Annotated in this window: 17 protein-coding genes and 1 pseudogene; 10 read left to right on the top strand and 8 right to left on the bottom strand. The window is 75.8% G+C overall.

What is annotated here, in order from left to right; translation table 11 throughout:
• Positions 1–9 precede the first annotated feature (9 nt).
• A complete protein-coding gene (locus ACZ38L_RS07975) occupies positions 10–3,339 on the bottom strand; it encodes a sacsin N-terminal ATP-binding-like domain-containing protein (RefSeq protein WP_465690345.1) in 3,330 nt (1,109 codons plus the stop codon).
• Positions 3,340–3,492: 153 nt separating this feature from the next.
• On the bottom strand, positions 3,493–4,371 hold the full coding sequence (locus tag ACZ38L_RS07970; RefSeq protein WP_465690343.1) for a DUF3027 domain-containing protein: 879 nt from the start codon (positions 4,369–4,371) through the stop codon (positions 3,493–3,495).
• Positions 4,372–4,916: 545 nt separating this feature from the next.
• Here ACZ38L_RS07970 and ACZ38L_RS07965 point away from each other — a divergent pair.
• Genes ACZ38L_RS07965 through ACZ38L_RS07950 form a run of 4 tightly spaced genes read left to right on the top strand, consistent with a single transcriptional unit; the run spans position 4,917 to position 8,458 of the window.
• Positions 4,917–6,305 (top strand): MFS transporter, encoded by a 1,389-nt coding sequence (locus ACZ38L_RS07965; protein ID WP_465690591.1) that lies wholly within the window; start codon positions 4,917–4,919, stop codon positions 6,303–6,305.
• Between the two features lie 26 nt (positions 6,306–6,331).
• On the top strand, positions 6,332–6,910 hold the full coding sequence (locus ACZ38L_RS07960; RefSeq protein ID WP_465690341.1) for a hypothetical protein: 579 nt from the start codon (positions 6,332–6,334) through the stop codon (positions 6,908–6,910).
• Positions 6,907–7,587, top strand: a complete 681-nt coding sequence (locus ACZ38L_RS07955) for a futalosine hydrolase (RefSeq protein ID WP_465690339.1) — start codon at positions 6,907–6,909, stop codon at positions 7,585–7,587. The genes ACZ38L_RS07960 and ACZ38L_RS07955 overlap by 4 nt, the downstream gene beginning before the upstream one ends.
• Positions 7,580–8,458, top strand: coding sequence for a 1,4-dihydroxy-6-naphthoate synthase (locus ACZ38L_RS07950; RefSeq protein ID WP_465690337.1), 879 nt, complete (start codon positions 7,580–7,582; stop codon positions 8,456–8,458). Before ACZ38L_RS07955 ends, ACZ38L_RS07950 begins: the two co-directional genes overlap by 8 nt.
• A 95-nt stretch (positions 8,459–8,553) precedes the next feature.
• On the opposite strand, the gene ACZ38L_RS07945 is transcribed toward ACZ38L_RS07950, so the two are convergent.
• Entirely contained in the window at positions 8,554–8,937 is a 384-nt protein-coding gene (locus ACZ38L_RS07945; RefSeq protein WP_396566674.1) for a cold-shock protein, read from the bottom strand.
• A 438-nt stretch (positions 8,938–9,375) separates the two neighbouring features.
• On the opposite strand from ACZ38L_RS07945, the gene ACZ38L_RS07940 reads away from it, so the two are divergent.
• Positions 9,376–9,600, top strand: coding sequence for a hypothetical protein (locus ACZ38L_RS07940; protein ID WP_396566673.1), 225 nt, complete (start codon positions 9,376–9,378; stop codon positions 9,598–9,600).
• Between the two features lie 6 nt (positions 9,601–9,606).
• Here ACZ38L_RS07940 and ACZ38L_RS07935 read toward each other — a convergent pair whose 3' ends face one another.
• Complete coding sequence (locus tag ACZ38L_RS07935) at positions 9,607–10,233, bottom strand: HAD family hydrolase (RefSeq protein WP_465690334.1); 627 nt, start codon at positions 10,231–10,233, stop codon at positions 9,607–9,609.
• Positions 10,234–10,348: 115 nt separating this feature from the next.
• On the opposite strand from ACZ38L_RS07935, the gene ACZ38L_RS07930 reads away from it, so the two are divergent.
• Positions 10,349–11,302 (top strand): ABC transporter substrate-binding protein, encoded by a 954-nt coding sequence (locus ACZ38L_RS07930; RefSeq protein WP_465690332.1) that lies wholly within the window; start codon positions 10,349–10,351, stop codon positions 11,300–11,302.
• Between the two features lie 41 nt (positions 11,303–11,343).
• A complete protein-coding gene (locus ACZ38L_RS07925; protein WP_465690330.1) occupies positions 11,344–12,231 on the top strand; it encodes a class I SAM-dependent methyltransferase in 888 nt (295 codons plus the stop codon).
• Here ACZ38L_RS07925 and ACZ38L_RS07920 read toward each other — a convergent pair.
• Positions 12,207–12,452: a hypothetical protein gene (locus ACZ38L_RS07920; RefSeq protein WP_465690328.1), complete on the bottom strand. Its 246-nt coding sequence runs from the start codon at positions 12,450–12,452 to the stop codon at positions 12,207–12,209. The two genes, ACZ38L_RS07925 and ACZ38L_RS07920, sit on opposite strands and share 25 nt — an antisense overlap.
• A gap of 117 nt (positions 12,453–12,569) precedes the next feature.
• On the opposite strand from ACZ38L_RS07920, the gene ACZ38L_RS07915 reads away from it, so the two are divergent.
• The gene (locus ACZ38L_RS07915; RefSeq protein ID WP_396566664.1) at positions 12,570–13,151 is read left to right on the top strand and encodes a TetR/AcrR family transcriptional regulator; all 582 of its coding nucleotides are present in this window, start codon (positions 12,570–12,572) and stop codon (positions 13,149–13,151) included.
• Positions 13,152–13,191: 40 nt separating this feature from the next.
• Here ACZ38L_RS07915 and ACZ38L_RS07910 read toward each other — a convergent pair whose 3' ends face one another.
• On the bottom strand, positions 13,192–14,136 hold the full coding sequence (locus ACZ38L_RS07910) for a hypothetical protein (RefSeq protein ID WP_465690325.1): 945 nt from the start codon (positions 14,134–14,136) through the stop codon (positions 13,192–13,194).
• 163 nt (positions 14,137–14,299) lie between these two features.
• Between ACZ38L_RS07910 and ACZ38L_RS07905 the strand changes: the two genes are divergently transcribed.
• Positions 14,300–16,837, top strand: coding sequence for a helicase-associated domain-containing protein (locus ACZ38L_RS07905; RefSeq protein ID WP_465690323.1), 2,538 nt, complete (start codon positions 14,300–14,302; stop codon positions 16,835–16,837).
• 24 nt (positions 16,838–16,861) lie between these two features.
• Complete coding sequence (gene pgeF, locus ACZ38L_RS07900; protein WP_465690321.1) at positions 16,862–17,587, top strand: peptidoglycan editing factor PgeF; 726 nt, start codon at positions 16,862–16,864, stop codon at positions 17,585–17,587.
• A gap of 346 nt (positions 17,588–17,933) precedes the next feature.
• Here pgeF and ACZ38L_RS07895 read toward each other — a convergent pair.
• Both ACZ38L_RS07895 and ACZ38L_RS07890 read right to left on the bottom strand, forming a co-directional pair.
• Positions 17,934–18,527, bottom strand: a pseudogene (locus ACZ38L_RS07895) (AAA family ATPase); the annotation flags it as partial.
• A 127-nt stretch (positions 18,528–18,654) separates the two neighbouring features.
• Complete coding sequence (locus tag ACZ38L_RS07890; protein WP_465690319.1) at positions 18,655–18,957, bottom strand: AAA family ATPase; 303 nt, start codon at positions 18,955–18,957, stop codon at positions 18,655–18,657.
• Positions 18,958–19,069: the final 112 nt, after the last annotated feature.

Raw genomic sequence — 19,069 nt, 5'->3', positions numbered from 1 at the left:
GTCACCGCGTCAGGACTCGAAGTCCCGGGCCGCCGACAGCTCGTAGGCGCGGTCCGGCTCGGTGAGCGCGGCCAGCACCTCGAACCGGCGGTGCCACTGGCCGACCGACCAGGCGAGCCCGGCCGCCAGGCCCTCCGGGGTCGCCGCGTGCAGCAGTCCGGGAACCGGCGGGTTCTCGAACTCGTCGTCCTCATCAGCGAGTTCGGTCGACTCCGGGTCATAGGGCAGCTCCGGTGCGGGCGCCGAGGTGTCCCAGCGCCAGTCCACCGCCGCCTCCTCGCCGTCGGGGCCGACCACCAGCAGCTCCTCGTGCTCCTCGTAGGCCACCGGGCAGCCGGGCAGCAACTCCCGCACGAACGCCGGGACTCGATGCAGCGATCCCTCCGAGAGCACCCGGCCGCCGGCGATCTCGCTGGCCAGCGAGACGTGCAGCCGCTCGGCCAACTCGGCCGCCAGCGCGGGCGCCACCGGCACCAGCGGGTACGGGTGCAGCAGTTGCACCAGGTCGGGGGCGTCCGCGACGACCGCCTCGGTGGCGTCCACCAGCACGGTGTGCGCCGGGCGCCGGCCGGTCGCCGGGTCCAGCGGCGGCAACGCCCGTACCGTGTCCTGGGGGGAAGCCGGCGCCGGCTCCACCTCCGCCCCGGCCAACGCCGAGTAGACGCCGTGCAGTTGACGGTGCCCGACCTCGCTCGCCGGGTCGGTCAGCCGGTCCAGCAGCTCGTCCGGACCGTGCGGCTCGGCGAGCAGCGCGGCCAGCGTGGTGCGCACCCCGAGCGCGTGCAGGAACTCCTCGTCCAGCGTGGTCCGCGCCTCGTCGTAGAGACCGCGCAGCAGCGGGTCGGCGCCGGCCGCGCGCAGCCCGGCCGGCTCCCGGCCGTCCAGCACCGGGTGGTCGCGCAGCCACCAGGCGGTGTACGGCGGCAGGTCGGCGTACCGGCCGTCCGCCAGCAGCGCGCGGACCGGGGCGACCACCGCGTCCCGGTACGGCGGCCGGGCCAGCAGCGCGAGCGCCTGCGGCCAGGCGTCCTCGTCCACCAGGTCGAGGTCGCGGACGGCCAGCAGCTCGGCGGCCACCGGCGGCACCCCGAGCGCCGCGGCGTCCCCGGCGTCCGCGTAGACCGCCTCCAGCGTCTCCTCGCACCAGTCGGCCAGCCCGTCCGGCGCCTCGTCCAACAGGCCGGTCGGCGCGCCGCCGGAGGCCCGGTCGTGCGGCACCGTCGGGTCCAGTCGCTCCAGGTCGTCCGGGTCCAGCACTACGTCCTCCGCCCGGACCAGCACGAACTCGCTCAGGACCCCGACCGCGGAGAGGACTTCGACACCCCAGCGGTCCAGCAACTCCTCGTCCACGTACGGCGCGTCCTCCGGGCGGACCAGCGCCGCCAACGGGCTGTTCGGCAGCACCAGTTCACCGGCTCGGACCGGTTCGCCCTCGTCGTCCAGCAGCGCGAGGCGGGCCAACCACGGGTGGTCGCCCGGCTTCGCGTCCGCCGCCTTGACCAACGCCAGGACGGCGTCGGCGAGTTCGCCGGCCATCTCGTCGTCGTCCTCGGCGATGTCCAGCGAACGGGCCACCGCGGCCCGCACCTCGGGGGTCTCCAACACCCCGGCCGGGGTGGCGGTGACCGCGCCCAGTTTGGCCAGCAGCGGGTGCGCGGCGTCGGGGTGGGCCAGCCGCAGGTCGAGCAGGGCCAGCGCCTCGGCCAGCGCTTCCGGGTAGCCGGGGAAACCGGCCCAGTTGGCCGCGTCCGAGGGCAGCAGCACCCGGCGCGGGCCGGTCACCGTCCGGCCGGTGGCCAGCGGCACCGGCAGCGCGCCGAGCGCCTCCGGATCGGCCCCGGCCAGCGCCCCGTACAGGCTGCGCCACCAGGCCGGCTCCCGCTCCAGACCGCCGAGCTGGTCCACCACCTCGGCCAGCGGCACCCGCCGCACCTGCAGCGCGCGCAGCTCGGCCCGCCGCTCCAGGCCGGCCGGCAGCAGCCCGGGGAAGATCGGCGCGAGCGCCTCGACCACCGAACTGTCCGCCCCCTCCAGCAGGGTGGCGTCCTTCGGGCGCAGCGCCGGGGTGCCCGGCTCGACCGCCGCCGGGTGCGGCAGGAACGCGGTGCCCGGCAGCCGGCCGAGCACCGCGGTGCGCAGCGCGTTGTCCAGCGCGCCCTGGCCGAGCGGCCCGGGCACGAGCGCGAGCGAGCCGAGGTCGGCGCCGCGGGCCCGCAGCAGGTCGGTGTAGGCGTCCGCGGCCCGCTCGGTGACGAAGTCGGCCAGCGACCCGGGCGCCACGTGCCGGCGGGTCGGGTCCAGCGGGTAGGAGGCGATCAGCAGCGCCGGGATGCCCAGCGGCTCCTCGCTCGGGGTCGGCGCGTGCAGCACCGGGGCGACCGGCAGCGGCTGCGGGGTGCCCACGGCGGAGACCGGGACCGCCCAGGTCACCGTCCAGTACGGCCGGGCCCGCTCCTCCACCGGACGGTCCGCCAGCAGCTCGGGCGGCAGCGCGCCGGTCGCGGTGACGGTCTGCCAGAACGACTCCTCGATGCGGTCCGCAGTGCGGTCGGTGAGGGTGACCGTGCCGAGGCCGTCCTCGGTGCGGGTGGCGGCCGAGCGGGTCAGCGTGCGGCGGCCGCCCTCCGGGGTCTCCACCACCAGCTCGGCGATCCCGGGCAGGGTGAGCAGCAGCGCGTCGTCGATCCCGTCCAGCAGCCGGCGGGCCAGGTCCTCCGCGGCGGCGTCCCGCAGCGGCAGCAGCACCACGGTGTCGTAGCCGGCAGGCGGGGTGCCCTCAGTCGGCAACGGCAGCCGCAGCAGCGGCAGATGGCCACCCCGGCGGAGCAACTCGTCGGCCAGCTCCGGGTGTTCGGCGGCCGACTGGTCGAGCAGCCCGCGCGCCTCGCCGAGCGACCAGCGGACCCCGCCCGAGCCGCTGAGGATCGCCGGCTCGTCACTGACCGCCAGCACGGCGGCGAAGCCGATGCCGAACCGGCCCACGGTCGGGCCGGCGTCGGCCCGCTTGGAGGAGGCCCGCAGGGTGGAGAGCGACTCCACCGCGCTGGCGTCCAGCGGCACGCCGGTGTTGGCGGCGGCCAGCACACCGTCGGCCAGGGTCAGCCGCAGCCGGCCCGCGCCACGACCGGCCCGGGCGGCGGCGTCCGCGGCGTTCTGCGCCAGCTCGACCACCAGCCGGTCCCGGTAGCCACCGAGGGCCAGCTCCTCCTCGGCGTTGGCGTCCTCACGGAACCGGGCCGGGGAGGCCGTCCAGGCGTCCAGCACACGTCGGCGCAGCGCGGCCGTGCCGAAGGGGTCCGCGACCTGCTCGTCGCCGCTGCCGATGATGCGAGGCTCCACTGGACCCGCCGCCTTCCCCGTCTGTCACACCAGGACCTGCCGTCTGGGGCATTCTCCCCCGAGTGAGCGGTCCGACCGACCAACAGGGCCCTTGACAGCCGCACGCCGCGGCCCGTTCTCGGGTCGCGGCGGGTACGGAACAGCGGGGTGGGGTCAGGAGTGGCCCAGTTCCTCGGCCGGGGCGTCCGGCTCGACCGAGCCGCCGGCCCGGTCCGGGTGCAGCTGCATCGGCTCGACCACCGTCTCGTCCAGGATCAGCTCGGCCGGCACCGGCGGGGCCGGCAGCACGGCGGCCTCCGAGTGCCCGCCGCAGCCGTAGGCGAGCGAGACGATCTGGCCGTCGGCCGGACCGTACTCGTTGCCGCAGACGCCGAAGGCCTGGCCCAGCGAGCCACCGATCGGGATCAGGAAGCCGCAGCTGGTGCAGCTGGCCGGCGCGGACTGGGCCATCGCGGTCTGCGGGCCGTACGCCTTCTCCCAGCGGTCGGCGGCCAGGTGCAGGCCGAGCCGGGAGAGCACCCGGGCCCGGGACATCCCCAGCTCCTCGGCGACCGCGCCGATCTGGGCGCGGGCCGGCGCGGGCTGCACCGTCGGGTCGGTGACCTCGAGGTCCTCCTCGCCGTCGAAGACGGCCGAGTTGGGCGCCGGCTCGTCCTCGCCGGTCCAGCCGGGCTCCAGCCGCAGGTCGTGCGCGTCGGTCGGCAGCAGGTCGCCCGGGCCCAGGTCGCCGGGGCGCAGCCGCTCGCTCCACGGCACCCACTGCGGGGCCAGCACGGCGTCCGGGCCGGGCAGCAGCACGGTCTCGTCCAGGGTCACCACCTTGGCGCGCGGCGCCCGCGCCACGGTGACCGCCCAGTGCCAGCCGCGGTAGGCGGCGTCCAGGCACTCGAAGGTGTGGGTGACAACCCGCTCGCCCTCGGCACGGGCTCCCAGGTGGGCACCGACGACCTCCGCGCCGACCGCCTCGTCCGCTGCTTGCCTGGCGAGTTCGACGGCCTCGGCACAGAGCCGGTCGGGGGTACGGCTTCGCATCGCAGCACTCACGGCGTCGGTTCTCTCCCAGTCTTCTTACCTGCAGCCTATCGCCGGCGGCCAGCGGCCGTGGCCGGAACGGCGCGGCCACCGGACGGCGGCGGCCCACCGGGGCCCGGACCTCCGGACCCGTGGCCGCCGCGCCGTACCGTAGTGCCCGCGCCGGTACCGCTCGCTCGTGGTACCGCCCCTATTCTGCGCGACCCGGAGCGGTCCGCGGTCCGGCCGCGCCGCCGCCGGCGACGCCGTCCGCACGCGCGCCCTGAGCGATACGTGTAGTGCAGGCTACCCGCCGCCCGGGCCGCCGCGACAGCCCGGCGATCCGGCGCGCGGCCCGACCGCGCCGAGCGAACCGGAATCCCTCGTCCCGCGGCGGTTCGTCGGGCAGGATGGGCAGCGTGGCGGACGACACCCCGTCGCAGCACGCCCTGCCCGGCCCGCCCCCGAACAGGCCGGGCGAACCGGTGGCGGAGCCGGCCGACGTGCCGCGACTGCAGCCCGCGGTCCCCCCTGTGGACGGTCCACAGTCGGCGGACGGCTCGCCGGTGCCCGAACCGGACGCCGAGCAGCGCCCCGGCCCGCTGGTCCGCCTCGCCTCCGCCGCCGGCCTGGGTACCGGCCGGGTGGTGCACGGCACCGGCCGCCGGATCCGCCGGGCCACCTCCGCCGACGGCGCCGGCGAGTCCGGCCTGGCCAAGCTGATCGAGCTGCACGCGCTGAACTCCTTCGGCGACATGCTGATCACCGTCGCGCTCGCGTCCACCATCTTCTTCTCCGTCCCCACCGGCGAGGCCCGCGGCCGGGTGGCGCTCTACCTGCTGGTCACCATGGCGCCGTTCGCGCTGCTCGCCCCGGTGATCGGCCCGCTGCTGGACCGGGTCCCGCACGGCCGGCGGGCCGCGATGGCGATGGCGATGCTGACCCGGGCGGTGCTCGCCTGGAGCATGGCCGGCTCGATCGGCGGCGGCGACCTGACGCTCTATCCCGAGGCGCTCGGCGTGCTGGTCGCGTCCAAGGCGTACGGCGTGGTGCGCAGCGTGGTGGTGCCGCGGCTGAAGCCGGCCCGGGTGACCCTGGTCAAGGCCAACTCCCGGGTCACCCTGGCCGGCCTGCTGGCCACCGGCCTGGCCGCGCCGGTGGGCGGACTGCTGCACCTGGCCGGGCCGTCCTGGCCGCTGCGCGGCGCGTTCCTGGTCTTCGTGATCGGCACCCTGATGGCCTTTCACCTGCCGCACCAGGTGGACTCCGCCAAGGGCGAGCAGCGCGCCGTGCTGCACGCCGGCGCCGAGCCGGACGCACCGTCCGTTCCCGGCGCCCCGCCGGCCCCGACGCGCGGGCGGCTGCGCACGGTCGGCCCGGCCGTGGTGCTGGGCCTGCGCGCGGTGGCCGCGCTGCGTGGGCTCTCCGGCTTCCTCACCCTCTTCCTGGCCTTCCTGCTGCGGGTCGACCCGGTCGGCGGGCTGCCCGCGACGGCCGCGCTGGGCCTGCTGGCGGTCGCCGCGGGCGTCGGCAACGCACTCGGCTCGGTGCTCGGCTCCTGGCTGCGCACCCGGGGCTCGGAGCCGACCATCACCGCGATGCTGCTGCTCGCCACCGGTGCGGCCACCGCCGCCGCGCTCTGGTACGGCCTGCCGACCGTGCTGCTGGTGGCCGCGGTCGCCGGGGTGGCCGGCTCGCTGGGCAAGCTGGCGCTGGACGCGCTGATCCAGCGGGACGTCCCGGAGGCGGTGCGCACCTCGACGTTCGCCCGTTCGGAGACCCTGATGCAGCTGTCCTGGGTGGCCGGGGGCGCGCTGGGCATCCTGCTGCCACTGGACGGGACGCTCGGGCTGGCCATCGCGGCGGGGCTGGTCGGGGTGGCGCTGCTCTGGACGGTGGTGGCACTGCTCCGGCTGGGCGTCCGTGGCGGCGCACCGCACCCCCGCGTAGCGTGACGGGCGGAGTTGGATAGCCTTCGTCCATGAGCCTCAGCACCCGTGCCATCGCCGGTCTCGGCGCCGTGGTCGTGATCGGCGCCGGCACGCTCGGCGGGTCCATCGCGTACGCGTCCAGTCAGCCGGCCCCGATCAAGACGCAGGCCACTGTGACGGTCGGCCGCAACTCGTTCCACTTCGAGCCGCCGGCCGCCTGCTGGAACGGCGGCCAGCCGCTGACCGACGCGGGCAACACCGCCTGCGGCAACCTGTCCAAGAACCCGGCGCAGTTCCCGGTGATCACGGTCAACAGCACCGACCGGATCGGCGTCGGCGTCGACCCGGACACCGCCAACAACGGCTGGCGCGCCTACACCAACGGCGGCGGCGCCCAGGGCAGCGCGACGATCGCGTCCTACCAGAAGGGCAACACCTTCTCCGGCCTGCAGCCGGCCTCGGACGTGCTCACCACGAGCCGCGACACCACGCTGACCGTGATCGAGTTCGACCCGAAGACCGCCAACTCGGCCCAGCCCGGCATCCTCGGGGTCTGGTTCTTCACCCTGCGCGACAACGCCCTGCCGCCGGCCGCGGCCGGTTCGCAGGACACCAGCACCGGCCAGTGACCGAGGCGCGCCCCGACGACGAGCGGCCGGAGCACCGGCTGCTCGTCGTCGTCGCCGTCCCGGCCGAGGCCGAGGCGGTGCTGCGCGGCGCGCCGGACGGCCGGGTGACCGTGCTGGCCGCCGGCGTCGGGCCGGCCGCCGCCGCGGCGGCCACCGCGACCGCGCTGGCCGCCCGCCGCCACCCGCTGGTGCTCTCCGCCGGGATCGCCGGCGGCTTCGCGCCGCACGCCCCGGTCGGGGCCGTGGTGGTCGCCGACGCGATCGTCGCCGCCGACCTCGGCGCCCAGACGCCGGACGGCTTCCAGGACGTGGCCGAACTGGGCTTCGGCAGTGTCCGGCACACCCCGCCACCCGCCGCGGTGGCCCTGCTGGCCGCCGCCACCGGCGCGGTCACCGGGCCGGTGCTGACCGTCTCCACGGTCACCGGGAGCGCCGCGCGGGCCGCCGAGCTGGCCGCCCGGCACCCCGGCGCCGCCGCCGAGGCGATGGAGGGCTTCGGGGTGGCCGAGGCCGCCGCCCGGCACGGCGTCCCCGCCCTCGAACTGCGGACCGTCTCCAACGCCGTCGGCCCCCGTGACCGGTCCGCCTGGCGGATCGGTGAGGCGCTCGGCGCGCTGGAGCGGGCCTTCGCCACCCTGCCGTACGAGAGACTGCTCAAGGAGGTCGCCGGTGGTTGAGCCGCTGCGGATCGCGTACTCGCCCTGCCCGAACGACACCTTCGTCTTCCACGCCTGGGCGCACGGCCTGCTGCCCGGCGCCGACGCGCCCGAGGTGCTCTTCGCCGACATCGACGTCACCAACGGCCTGGCCGGAGCAGGTGGGGGCACCTCCCGGCCGGAGGCCGGGGCAGAGCTGGACGTGCTGAAGATCAGCTACGGCGCGCTGCCCTGGGTGCTGGACGAGTACGCGCTGCTGCCGTGCGGCGGGGCGCTCGGCCGTGGCTGCGGCCCGCTGGTGCTCACCCGGCCGGACGGGCCGGGCGACCTGACCGGGCGTACGGTCGCGGTGCCCAGCGAGCGTTCGACGGCCTACCTGCTGTTCCGGCTCTGGGCCGCCCGGGCGGTGCCCGGCGGCTTCGGCCGGATCGTGGTGCTGCCGTTCCACGAGATCATGCCCGCGGTCCGGGACGGGCGGGTGGACGCCGGCCTGGTGATCCACGAGGCCCGGTTCACCTACCAGCGGTACGGCCTCAGCTGCCTCGCCGACATGGGCGAGGCCTGGGAGGCGGAGACCGGCCTGCCGATCCCGCTGGGTGCGATCATCGCCCGCCGCTCGCTGGGCGCGGACCGGCTGCGCGAGCTGGCCGGCACGATCCGCAGCTCGGTCGAGGCGGCCTGGGCCGACCCGGCGGCCTCCCGGGAATACGTGCGTGCACACGCACAGGAGCTGGACCCGGCCGTCGCCGACCAGCACATCGCGCTCTACGTCAACGCGTTCACCGGTGACCTGGGCGAGGCCGGGTACGCGGCGGTGCGCGCGTTGCTAGACCGGGCCGCGGCCGAGGGGCTGGTCCCCGCGGTCGGCCCGGACGCGCTGGCCTTCCCGTAGGCATCGCCGGCCCGCCCGTGACCGCGCCCGTCGCGGTTCACGGGAGCGGTCACGATCGGGGTCGCGGTCGCGCAGGGACCGGCGGGGGCGGCGCGTCAGACGTCGAACTGGTCGGCCACCGCCCGCAGCAGGGTGGCCAGCTTCTGACCGGTCGGCTTGGCCGGGTAGCGGCCGCGCTGCAGCCCGGGCAGCACCGTGTCCAGCGTGGTGATCAGGTCCTGCACGATCGGTGCCATGTCGTCGGCGCTGCGCCGCTGGGCGGCGGCCACCGAGGGCAGCGCGTCCAGCAGGGTGACCGACATCGCCTGCTCACCGCGGTGCCCGGCGACCACCCCGAACTCCACCCGTTGGCCCGGCTTGAGCGTGCTCACCCCGGCGGGCAGCGCCTTGCTGTGGACGAAGACGTCGTCCCCGTCGTCGCGCGACAGGAAGCCGAAACCCTTCGTCTCGTTGAACCACTTGACCTGGCCGGTGGGCATCTGGAAGTTCCTCGGTGTGGTGTCGGGCGCCCGACGGCATGGCCGGGGGCGGGAGGTGGCGGGGTTAGCCGGATCGGTACCGGCGTGGGCGGACGGGCCTGGTGGCGGGGTGGCCGACCGGACGGGCGCCCGATCGTCGGCAGCAGACTAACGACCGCTCGGGGGTTTCATTCGCGTGTGGCCGGCGGTAGGTGACCGGCTCTGGCGCGGGGGGCCAGCGGGACGGCATGACGAGGACGCGACGCGGCGCTCTCCACTGGCTCACACCCCCTGGCAGGAAGCGGGGCCCTGGGTGACCCCGTGCGAGACCTGCATACCCCTGTCTGCCTGCGGTCAAAACTCCCTGTCCGCGAGAAACCGCAGGCAGTGACGGGCCGCCGGAGGGCGGGGGGTCTGTCAGACTTGGCGGGTCCGATCGTGCGTGGTGAGGGAGTCGTGGTGAGCAGCGAGTCGGGAGAACGCCTGGTCCGGTCCGGTGCCGTGGTCTTCTGCGTGGGTGCCGTGGCCACCATCGCGACCTTCGTCCCGCTCTTCCTGCACCTCACCCCGCTACCGACTCCGGCGTACTGGGCGAGCATGCTGATGCCGCTCGGCTTCCTGATCGCGCTGGTCGGCCTGCTGCGCTCGGCCCGGGCCGGGCGGCGGCGCGCCGGCGGGCAGTAGCCCCGCTCAGCCCAGGTGGCCGGCCAGCCAGGCCGGGAACCCGGTGAGCCCGGCCAGCACCACGTCCGCGCCGGCCGCGGTCAGCTCGGCGGCGTCGCACGGACCGGTGGCCACGCCGACCGCCACCGCGCCGGCCGCCCGGGCACCCAGCATGTCGCCGCGGTGGTCGCCGACGTAGACGCTCGCGCCCTGCGCGCGCAGGGCTTCGCCCTTGGTCTCCGCCCAGAGGTCGCCGGCCAGCGCGTCGAAGGCGATCCCCGCGTGCTCCAGGTGCAGCCGGGCGTTGGGCTCGTACTTGCCGGTGATCACGGCGACCCGGCCGCCGCGCTCGCGCACCGCCTCGACCGCCGCCAGCGCGCCCGGCAGCGGGACGGTCGGCGCGAAGGCGTGCTCCAGGTAGAGCTCGCGGTAGCGGTCGGTCATCGCCGGTATCCGTTCGGCCGGGAACCAGTTGGCGAGTTCCATGGCCAGCGGCGGGCCGAGCCGGGTGACCACCAGGTCGGCGTCGATCTCGGTGCCGGTCTCGGCGGACAGCGCCAGGTAGGTGGCCCGGATCCCGGGGCGGGTGTCCAGCAGGGTCATGTCGAGGTCGAAGCCGACCGTGAGCGGGGCGGGCGCGGGGATCGTGGGCATGCGGCCCAGCCTACGGGGGCCCGCCGCCGGCCCACCCAGCGCGCCGGACCCGGCCCGGGGCGCGATGGGCGATAGACAGGAGTTCCCACCGCTCCACCGGCCCCCTGGGAGAGCCATGCACCGTCAGCCGGCCCGCCGGACGGTCCTGGGCGCGGCGGCGGCCGCCGCCCTCGGCGGCTGCACCGGGACCGGCCCGGGCGGCCAGGTCCCGAACGCCCCGGCCGGCCCGAGCACGACCGTCACCGCCGCGAACGGGCCGGTGCCGCTGCCCAGCGCGCCGCTGCGGGTGGCCGTGCTGGACACCGCCGAGCTGGACTCCGCGATGACGCTGGGGATCACCCCGGTCGGCGCCTCCCGGGCCCCCGCCGACCGGACCGTGCCGGACTACTGGCCGGCCCGCCGACTCGCCGAGCTGGCCGACACCGGGACCGTCGGCAGCCCCGACCTGGACCGGCTCCACGCGCTGCGGCCCGAGCTGATCCTGAGCAGCCAGACCCGGGACGCCGCCAACTACGACGCGCTGCGGGCGATCGCCCCCACCGTGCTCAGCCAGACCACCGGCTACCCGTGGAAGGACAACGTCCAGCTGCACGCCCGGGCGCTCGGCCGGTTGCCGGAGGCCGACGCGCTGGCCGACGCCTACCGCGGCCAGGTCGCCCAGCTGCTGCGCCAGATCGGCGGCCCGGGACCGGCCGGCGGGCGCCGGGTCAGCGTGGTGCGCTTCGTCGAGGGCCGGATCCGGCTCTACGGCCGGCAGAACTTCCTCGGCACGATCCTCGCCGACCTCCAGCTCGGCCGCCCGGACGCGCAGAACGTCGACCGGTTCGACGTCGAGACCACGCCCGACCAGCTCGCCGGCGCCGACGGCGACCTGCTGCTCTACTCCTCGTACGGCAACCCGGACGCGGCCGGCGCCACCCCCGTGCTGACCGGTCCCGGCTGGCAGGCGCTCGGCGCGGTCAGGGCGCACCGCGCCTTCCCGGTCGACGACCTGCTCTGGTTCCAGGGGATCGGCTACACCGGGGCCGGTCTGGTGCTCGCCCAACTACAGCAGCTGCTCAGCTTCTGACGTCTTGTGAGCCGCGCCACACCGGGACCACCATGGGCGGTATGCCGAACACTCAGACCCGAGGTGAGTCACCCTCCGCCGAAGCCGCGGACGAGGGCCGACGTCGCAAGGCCGCCCTCGCCCAGGCCTTCTCGCTCGCCGCCGACGAGTACGACGAGGCGAACGGGCACTTCTTCAACCCGATCGGTGCCCGACTGGCCCGGCTGGCCGGGCTGCGCGCCGGTGACCGGGTACTCGACGTCGGCTGCGGCCGGGGCGCGGTGCTCTTCGCCGCGCTCGCCGAGGTCGGCCCCGAGGGGTACGTGGCCGGAGTGGATCTGGCGCCCGGGATGGTCCGGGCGACCGCGGCGCAGGCCGCCGGCCGCGGGCTGCGCAACGTCGCCGTGCGGGTGGACGACGCCGAGTCGCTGGGGTTCCCGGACGGCTCGTTCGAGGCGGCGCTCTCCTCGTTCGCGGTGATCTTCACGCCGGACCCGGTGGCGGCGCTCGGCTCGGTCCGACGGGTGCTGGTGCCCGGCGGCCGGCTCGGGTTCACCGCGTTCGGCGCGGACCAGGCCGGCTGGGACCGGCCGCGGGCGGCGCTGAACGCCTTCCTGCCCGCCGAGGCGGCCCGGCGGCGGCAGAGCCGGGCGGCCCGGTACAACGCGCTGGGCCGCAGCCCCGAGGAGGCGGCCGAGCTGCTGCACCGGGCCGGGTTCACCGACGTGCGGACGGTCGAGCACCCCGCCGCGACCCACTACCCGGACGCCGAGGCCTGGTGGCGCTCGGTGCGCGCCTGTGCCTGGCGCGACCTGCTGGAGGCGGTCCCGGCCGGTCGGCTGGACGAGGCCCGGCAGGCCGCCTTCGCCGCGCTCGCCCCGCTGGCCGCGCCGGACGGCAGCCTGGTGCGGCGGACGGCGGTCCGCTACACCACCGCGCTGCGCGAGTGACGGCCCGCCCGGCGCCGGGCGGCGGCGCCGTGCGCCTTCGTCAGCAGCGGCACCAGCGCGTAGCTCACGACCGGGACGACCAGCACGGTCAGGACCAGCGTCCGCAGCAGCACCGGCAGGTGGACGGTGTAGGGGGCCAGCAGGATCGAAGCCACGCTGATCGTCGGGTAGACCGCGAGCCAGGTTATGACGGCGCGGTGGTGCGCGGTGGGAACGGACATGGCTGACCTCCAGGCTCGGTTCGCCGTCGGAGCCAATCTCCAACTGGCGAGTTGGAGTCTGCCACGGCCGCCCCGGCAAAGTCCAACTCGTGAGTTGGAGATTGCTATCCTGAACCCATGGCATGGGACACCGCGAAGACCAAGCAGCTGCTGCTGGACGCCGCCGTACAGGAGTTCGCCGCGTACGGCCCCGAGGGCGCCCGGATGGACCGGATCGCCAAGCAGGCCGGTGTCAACAAGGAGCGGATCTACCAGTACTTCGGCAACAAGGAGCAACTCTTCGGGCACGTCCTCGACCAGGAGCTGCCCAAGGTGGTGGCCGCCGCCTCGCCCGACCCCGCGGGCTGCGCCGACCTCGGCGAGTTCGCCGGCCGGCTGTTCGACTGGCTGGTCGCCAACCCCTCCTTCCTGCGCCTGCTGCGCTGGGAGGGCCTGCTGGTCGGCGAGCAGCCGACCGAACGGGACGCCGAGCGGGCCGCGCTGTACGGCGAGCGGATCGAGGCGCTGATCCGCGCCCAGCAGGCCGGCACGGTCACCACGGACCTCGCCCCGCAGCACCTGCTCTACGCGGTCTTCGCGCTCTCCTCCTGGTGGTTCACCGCGCCCAAGGTGATCACCATGGTGATGTCCGGACTGGCCGAGGACTCCCTGGAGACCCGGCGGGCGGCGCTGGTCGAGATGGTGCGCCGGATCGGCTGACGCTTCCCTCCCCGCTCCTCAGCGCTTCCTTCCCGGCTCCTCAGCGCTTCCCTCCCGGCCTCGCCGGGCGCCGCATCGTCACGCCGAGCAGGAAGAGCGCCGAGAGCACCGCCGCGAGCCGAAGCACCCCGGGCGCGGCCTGCAGCGTGGCGTGCGTCATCGGCGCGCCCTTGGCCAGCGGGTCACCCCAGCGGCCCTCGGTCCGCCCCCAGAACCAGAGGCTGGAGGCGCTCATGGTGATCAGCGGGATGCCGAGCACCGCGAACTTCTTGACCAGGTCGCTCATCCGGGCCGACAGGTAGGCCAGCCCCCAGCCGGCCAGCATCACCAGGATCACCCCGCTCACCGCGCCACCCACCAGCACCCCGGCGGCGAGCAGCAGCAGCAGGGACGGCCGGCGGCCGGCCAGCAGGCTGCGGGTCAGGCCGGGCCCGGCCGGCTCGGCGACGTCGTCACCGTCCTCGGGCGACCGGCGCGGGGCGGGGACGGTACCGCCGGACGACTCCGGCTCGGCCGGCACGGTGTCGTCCGGCGGGAACTCGATGGTCACCTCGTCCCAGCCGGGGAAGTCGGCGACGGTCGGCGGCCGGACCGGTCCCGGGGCGGCCGGCGCGATCGACCAGGCCGCAGGCGGTCCGGCGGGCGACTCCGACTCGGCCGGCGGCTCCCCGACGGGCCGCCGCTTGCGGAAGAACGAGCGCTGCCGGTCGCTCCCCGCCCCGGCGCCGACCGGCGCCTGCGGACCGGACAAGGGCACCTCGGGGGCCGGGGGCCCGGCCGGCCTCGGTGGCACCGAGCGGTGGACGGCCGGCTCGGGCTCGGGCTCGGCGACGTACACGCCGTCCCCTTCGGGGTCCGCCGCCCCGGACGTCGCCCCGAGCACCCGCCGGGGCCCGTCCACCCGCCACCACTCGCCGCCGGACAGACCGCCCGTCAACCCGCCGGACCGCTCCTCCGGCCGTCCGTCCGACTGCCCACCCGCCATTGGCCGCCACCCTGTTCCGTGCTCCAGCCCGCTGCCCGCAGACGCTACCGACTGCCGCACCACCGCGCGAGCCCATCCGCCCTATGCCCAGCGCGCGTCCGCACCACCCTCATCAGCTTCCCGGCGCGGACGGGACGGCCACTCGCCGACTACTCTGGATCGGATGACCACCGAGCCGAACGGACCGTCCGGCGGGGCCCGCACCCTCGCCGAAGAACTCCGTGCCCGCAGCGACCAGGCCCTCACCACCCTGCTGCGGCTGCGCCCCGATCTGCTCGCCCCGGTGCCCACCGACCTCACCCAGCTCGCCGCCCGGCTCTCCAGCCGGGCCTCCGCGCTGCGCGCGCTGGAGCGGCTCGACCGGTTCACCCTGCAGGTCGCCGAGGCGCTGGCGGCCGCGCCGGACGGCAGCCCGGTCACCGTGGTCCGCGACCTGCTGGCCGGTCCGGCCCGGGTCAAGCCGCACCCCGGCGCCGAACCGGTGGACCGGGCCGCCGTGGTCGCCGCGCTGCCGGCGGCGCTGACCGCGCTGCGGGACCGGGCGCTGCTCTGGGGTCCGGACTCCGCGCTGCGGCTGGTGCTCGCGGTCCGCGAGGCGCTGGCCCCGAGCGGCAGCGCGCCGGGCGGCACCGGCCTCGGCCCGACGCTGGCCGAGGCCACCCTCGGGATGTCCCCGGCCCGGCTCCAGCAGCTGGTGGCCGGCGCCGGCCTGCCCGGCACGCCCGACCCGGTGACCGCGGTGGCCGCGCTGACCGGCCTGCTCACCGACCGCAAGCGGTGCGCCGCGCTGCTCGCCGAGGTCCCGCCGGCCGCGCTCGGCGTGCTGGACAAGCTGCTCTGGGGCCCGCCCACCGGAACCGTCCCGGACGCCGCCCGCCCGGTGACCACGGACGAGGCGCGCAGCCCGGTGGAGTGGCTGCTGGCCCGCGGACTGCTGCTGCCCTCCGGCCCGAGCAGCGTGGTGCTCCCCCGCGAGCTGGCGCTGCACCTGCGCGGCGGGCGCAGCCACCGCGCCGTCGAGCCCGCGCCGCCCGCGCTGGACGTGCACACCCAGCGCGATCCACAGGCTGTGGACAGAGCCGCGGCCGGCCAGGCGTACACCGCGGTGCGCACGGTCGAGGAACTGCTCGACCTCTGGGGCCTGCAGCCGCCGCCCACGCTGCGCGCCGGGGGCCTCGGCGTGCGCGACCTCAAGCGCACCGCGCAGGCTCTGGAGTGCACCGAGCCGCAGGCCGCCTTCTGGCTCGAACTCGCCTACGGTGCCGGCCTGGTGGCCCCGGACGGGGAGTCCTCCGACCCCTCCGTGCGGACCGGCGAGGTGTGGGCCCCCACCCCCGCCTACGACGCCTGGCTGCAGCTGCCGGTCGCCGAGCGCTGGACCGAGCTGGCCCGCGGCTGGCTGGCCGCCACCCGGGTGGCCGGCCTGGTCGGCGGCCTGGACGGCAAGGGCAAGGCCCGCGCCGCGCTCGGCCCCGAGCTGGACCGCACGCTGGCCCCGGCCACCCGGCGGGCCGTGCTCAGCCTGCTCGCCGAACTCCCACCCGGCGGCGTGGCCGACGCCGCCGCACTGCTGCCCGTGCAGCGCTGGTACCGCCCGCTGCGCGGCGGTGCCACCGGCCCGGACGGCCTGGAGCTGCGCGAGCACCTGACCAGCTGGACGCTCGCCGAGGCCGAGCTGCTCGGGATCACCGGACGCGGCGCGCTGGCCGCCCCGGCCCGCGCCCTGCTGGCCGGCGACGCCCCGACGCCGGTGCTCGCCCCGCTGCTGCCGCAGCCGCTGGACCACGTGATCCTGCAACCCGACCTCACCGCGATCGCGCCCGGCCCGCTGCACACCCCGCTGGCCCAGGCGCTGGCGCTCTGCGCGGAGATCGAGTCCAAGGGTGGCGCGACCGTCTACCGGTTCACCGGCGAATCGATCCGCCGCGCGCTGGACGCCGGCCGCACCGCCGCCGACCTGCACGCCTTCCTGGAGCAGCACTCCCGCACGCCGGTCCCGCAGCCGCTGGAGTACCTGATCGACGACGTGGCCCGCCGGCACGGCGTGCTCCGGGTCGGCGCCGCCTCCGCCTACCTGCGCTGCGACGACTCCGCGCTGCTCGCCGAGGTGCTGGCCGACCGCCGCACCGTCGAGCTGCGGCTGCGGCTGCTCGCGCCGACCGTGCTGGCCGCCCAGGCGCCACCGGAGACCGTGCTCACGGTGCTGAGGACGATCGGGCTGGCGCCGGCCGCCGAGTCGGCCGAGGGCGACCTGGTGGTCACCCGGCCGGACAGCTACCGCACCCCGCCGCGCACCGCGCCCGCGCCGGTCGCGGACGGCCCGGCCGCTCCGGACGAGGTGCTGCTCGGCGCCGCGGTCAAGGCCATCCGGGCAGGTGACCGGGCGGCCACCGCGACCCGTCGGGAGACCGTGGCCGGCCCGGCCGCCGTCCGTCCCGAGCACGGCCCGGCCCGCACCGACACCCGCCGGCTGCCGCGCACCGCGGCCGCCGACACGCTGGCCGCGCTGCAGACCGCGGTACTGCTCGGCGAGCGGATGTGGATCGGCTACATCAACGCCGAGGGGCTGGCCTCGCAGCGGGTGATCGACCCGGTCCGGGTGGAGGGCGGCTTCGTCACGGCCTTCGACCACCACGCCGAGGCGGTCCGCACCTTCGCGCTGCACCGGATCACCGGGGTCGCCGAGCTGGACGAGCCGTAACCGGCGGGACGTAGGGTCGGCGCCATGGACTTCGCGGAACTCGCCCCCGGCATCCGATACGCCGTCACCGACCGCCACGGCGGCGTGAGCCAGGCCCCCTTCGCCTCGCGCAACCTCGGCCTCTCCACCGACGACCGCCCGGAGGACGTCGCCCGCAACCGTGAACTGACCGCCCGCGAGCTGGGGTTGGCGCCGGACCGGGTGGTCTGGATGCGCCAGGTGCACAGCGCCCGGGTGACCCGGGTGACCGCCGCCTCGGTCGTGGAGCGGCCCGAGCTGGACGCGGTCTTCACCACCGAGCCGAACCTCGCGCTGGCCGCGCTGGCCGCCGACTGCGCGCCGGTGCTGCTGGCCGATCCGGTGGCCGGGATGGTCGGTGCCGCGCACTCCGGCCGGGTCGGCACGCTCGGCCGCGTCGTCCCCAACCTGGTCGCCGCGATGACCGCCGCGGGCGCCGACCCGGCCCGGATGACCGCCCTGATCGGCCCGCTGGCCTGCGGCGCCTGCTACGAGGTGCCGGACGCGATGCGCGCCGAGGCGAGTGCGGCCCTGCCGGAACTCTTCGCCACCACCCGCCGGGGCACCCCGGCCCTGGACATCCGCGCCGCCATCACCGCCCAACTGGCCCGCGCCGGCGTCCCGGACGTCCGCCAGGACGACCGCTGCACCATCGAGGACCCGTCCCTCTTCTCCCACCGCCGCGAGCAGCCCACCGGCCGCCTGGCCGCCTACGTCTGGCTGGCCACCTGACCGGCACGGAGGTCCCGGTTCGTCTGCCCACACACGTTACGGCGGCGGCAACCCGCTCGGTTGCCGCCTTTCGTGGCCAAGCGACTGCGATCCGCTCCCCCAACAGATCGTCCTCCAGATGGGGAACGGCTCCGAAGCGGCCCGCCAGATACCGCTTCTCAAGGTTCTCGCCCTCGTCGCGCACCTTGAAGTCCGTCAGCGGAAAGAGGCGGCTGGCCCCGCTGGCGGCGTCCTTCTCCGTGAACCACACCTGGTCCCGGAAGAGTTCCGTCCGCGAGTTCCGCCCGAGGAGCGAGGCGTCATGGGTGCTGAACACCAACTGCGCACCGCGTCGGTTGACCTTCGCCGACTGGAACATACCGACCAGGGCATCCACCAGATAGGGATGCAGCCGGGCATCGAGTTCGTCGACGCAGAGCACCGATCCGTCCGCCAGAGTGGTGGCACCCGGGCCGAGGAGGCCGATCCACGTCCGGGTTCCGCTGGACTCCTCCGCGAGCCGCAGGCCGAAAGTCCCCTCGGCGGTGCGGTGTGCCACTCGGACCCGGTCCTCCGGGCCCTCCTGCAGCTCGAGCCGCTCACCGACGACTTCCCGTAGCGCGGTGAGGACGCGGCGACGCTCCTCCCCGGCATCCGGCTCGGGCCCGGGAACCGCCAGGTCCGATACCCCGAGGTCCGCGAAGCGGAGCAGCTCCACCAGACGCCGTTCGCTGCCGAGATCACGCTCGGCCTGATGCAGCGCAAGCCTGTGTTGCAGACGGCTGGAGAAGTCGAAGTCGCTTGCCACTCGCAGACCTTGACTGAACCAGCCGTAAATCCGTCGCAGCAGCTCATGCCCCTGCGCCGCCGCGACGGAGAGGTACAGACTGTTGGGGCGGAGCAACTCGGCAATGATCTCGCGCCGACCGGTCATGGCGCGCCCGAACTGCACCTGAAGCCCTGCGCTTCGTTCGAAGAGGCGGCGGCGCTTGCCCTCCGGATAGGAGTAGAGCCACCTCCAGGACGCGGTCGTCGTCGACGCTGAACCCGTACTCGTAGCGCACGCCGTCCACCACGAAGTCGAGCGCTTAGGTGCTGGGGTGCCGGCCTACGGCCTCTCGCAGCGCGAACGGCCGCCGGGGGACGCCGCCGGCCGGATCCCAGTGGCGGAACGACGAGAGCACCGCGTAGCGCATCCACATCACCGCATCGATGACATTGGACTTGCCCGAGGCGTTCGGTCCGTAAATCGCGGCGACGGGAACCGTCCGATGACGCGTGCCGGACGCGGTCTGTTCCGCCCGGCCCCGGTGCACGCCGTCGGCGATCTGGGACAGCTCCTGCTCGTCGCGGAGCGATCCGTGATTGGTCACGTGGAAGCGCGACAGCATGCCGTCCTCCTGCCCTCGATGGCGTCCCGCTGTGTGGTGTAGCCGATCACGGTTGAGGTGTGCGCTGGCTCGCTCCCGGGGCGCACACCTGCGAGGGATTCACGCTCCCTGA

It is taken from the genome of Kitasatospora sp. NPDC024654, from assembly GCF_055559155.1.
The sequence above is the reverse complement of the archived record's forward strand: the minus strand, read 5'-3'. Positions and strand labels throughout refer to the sequence as shown.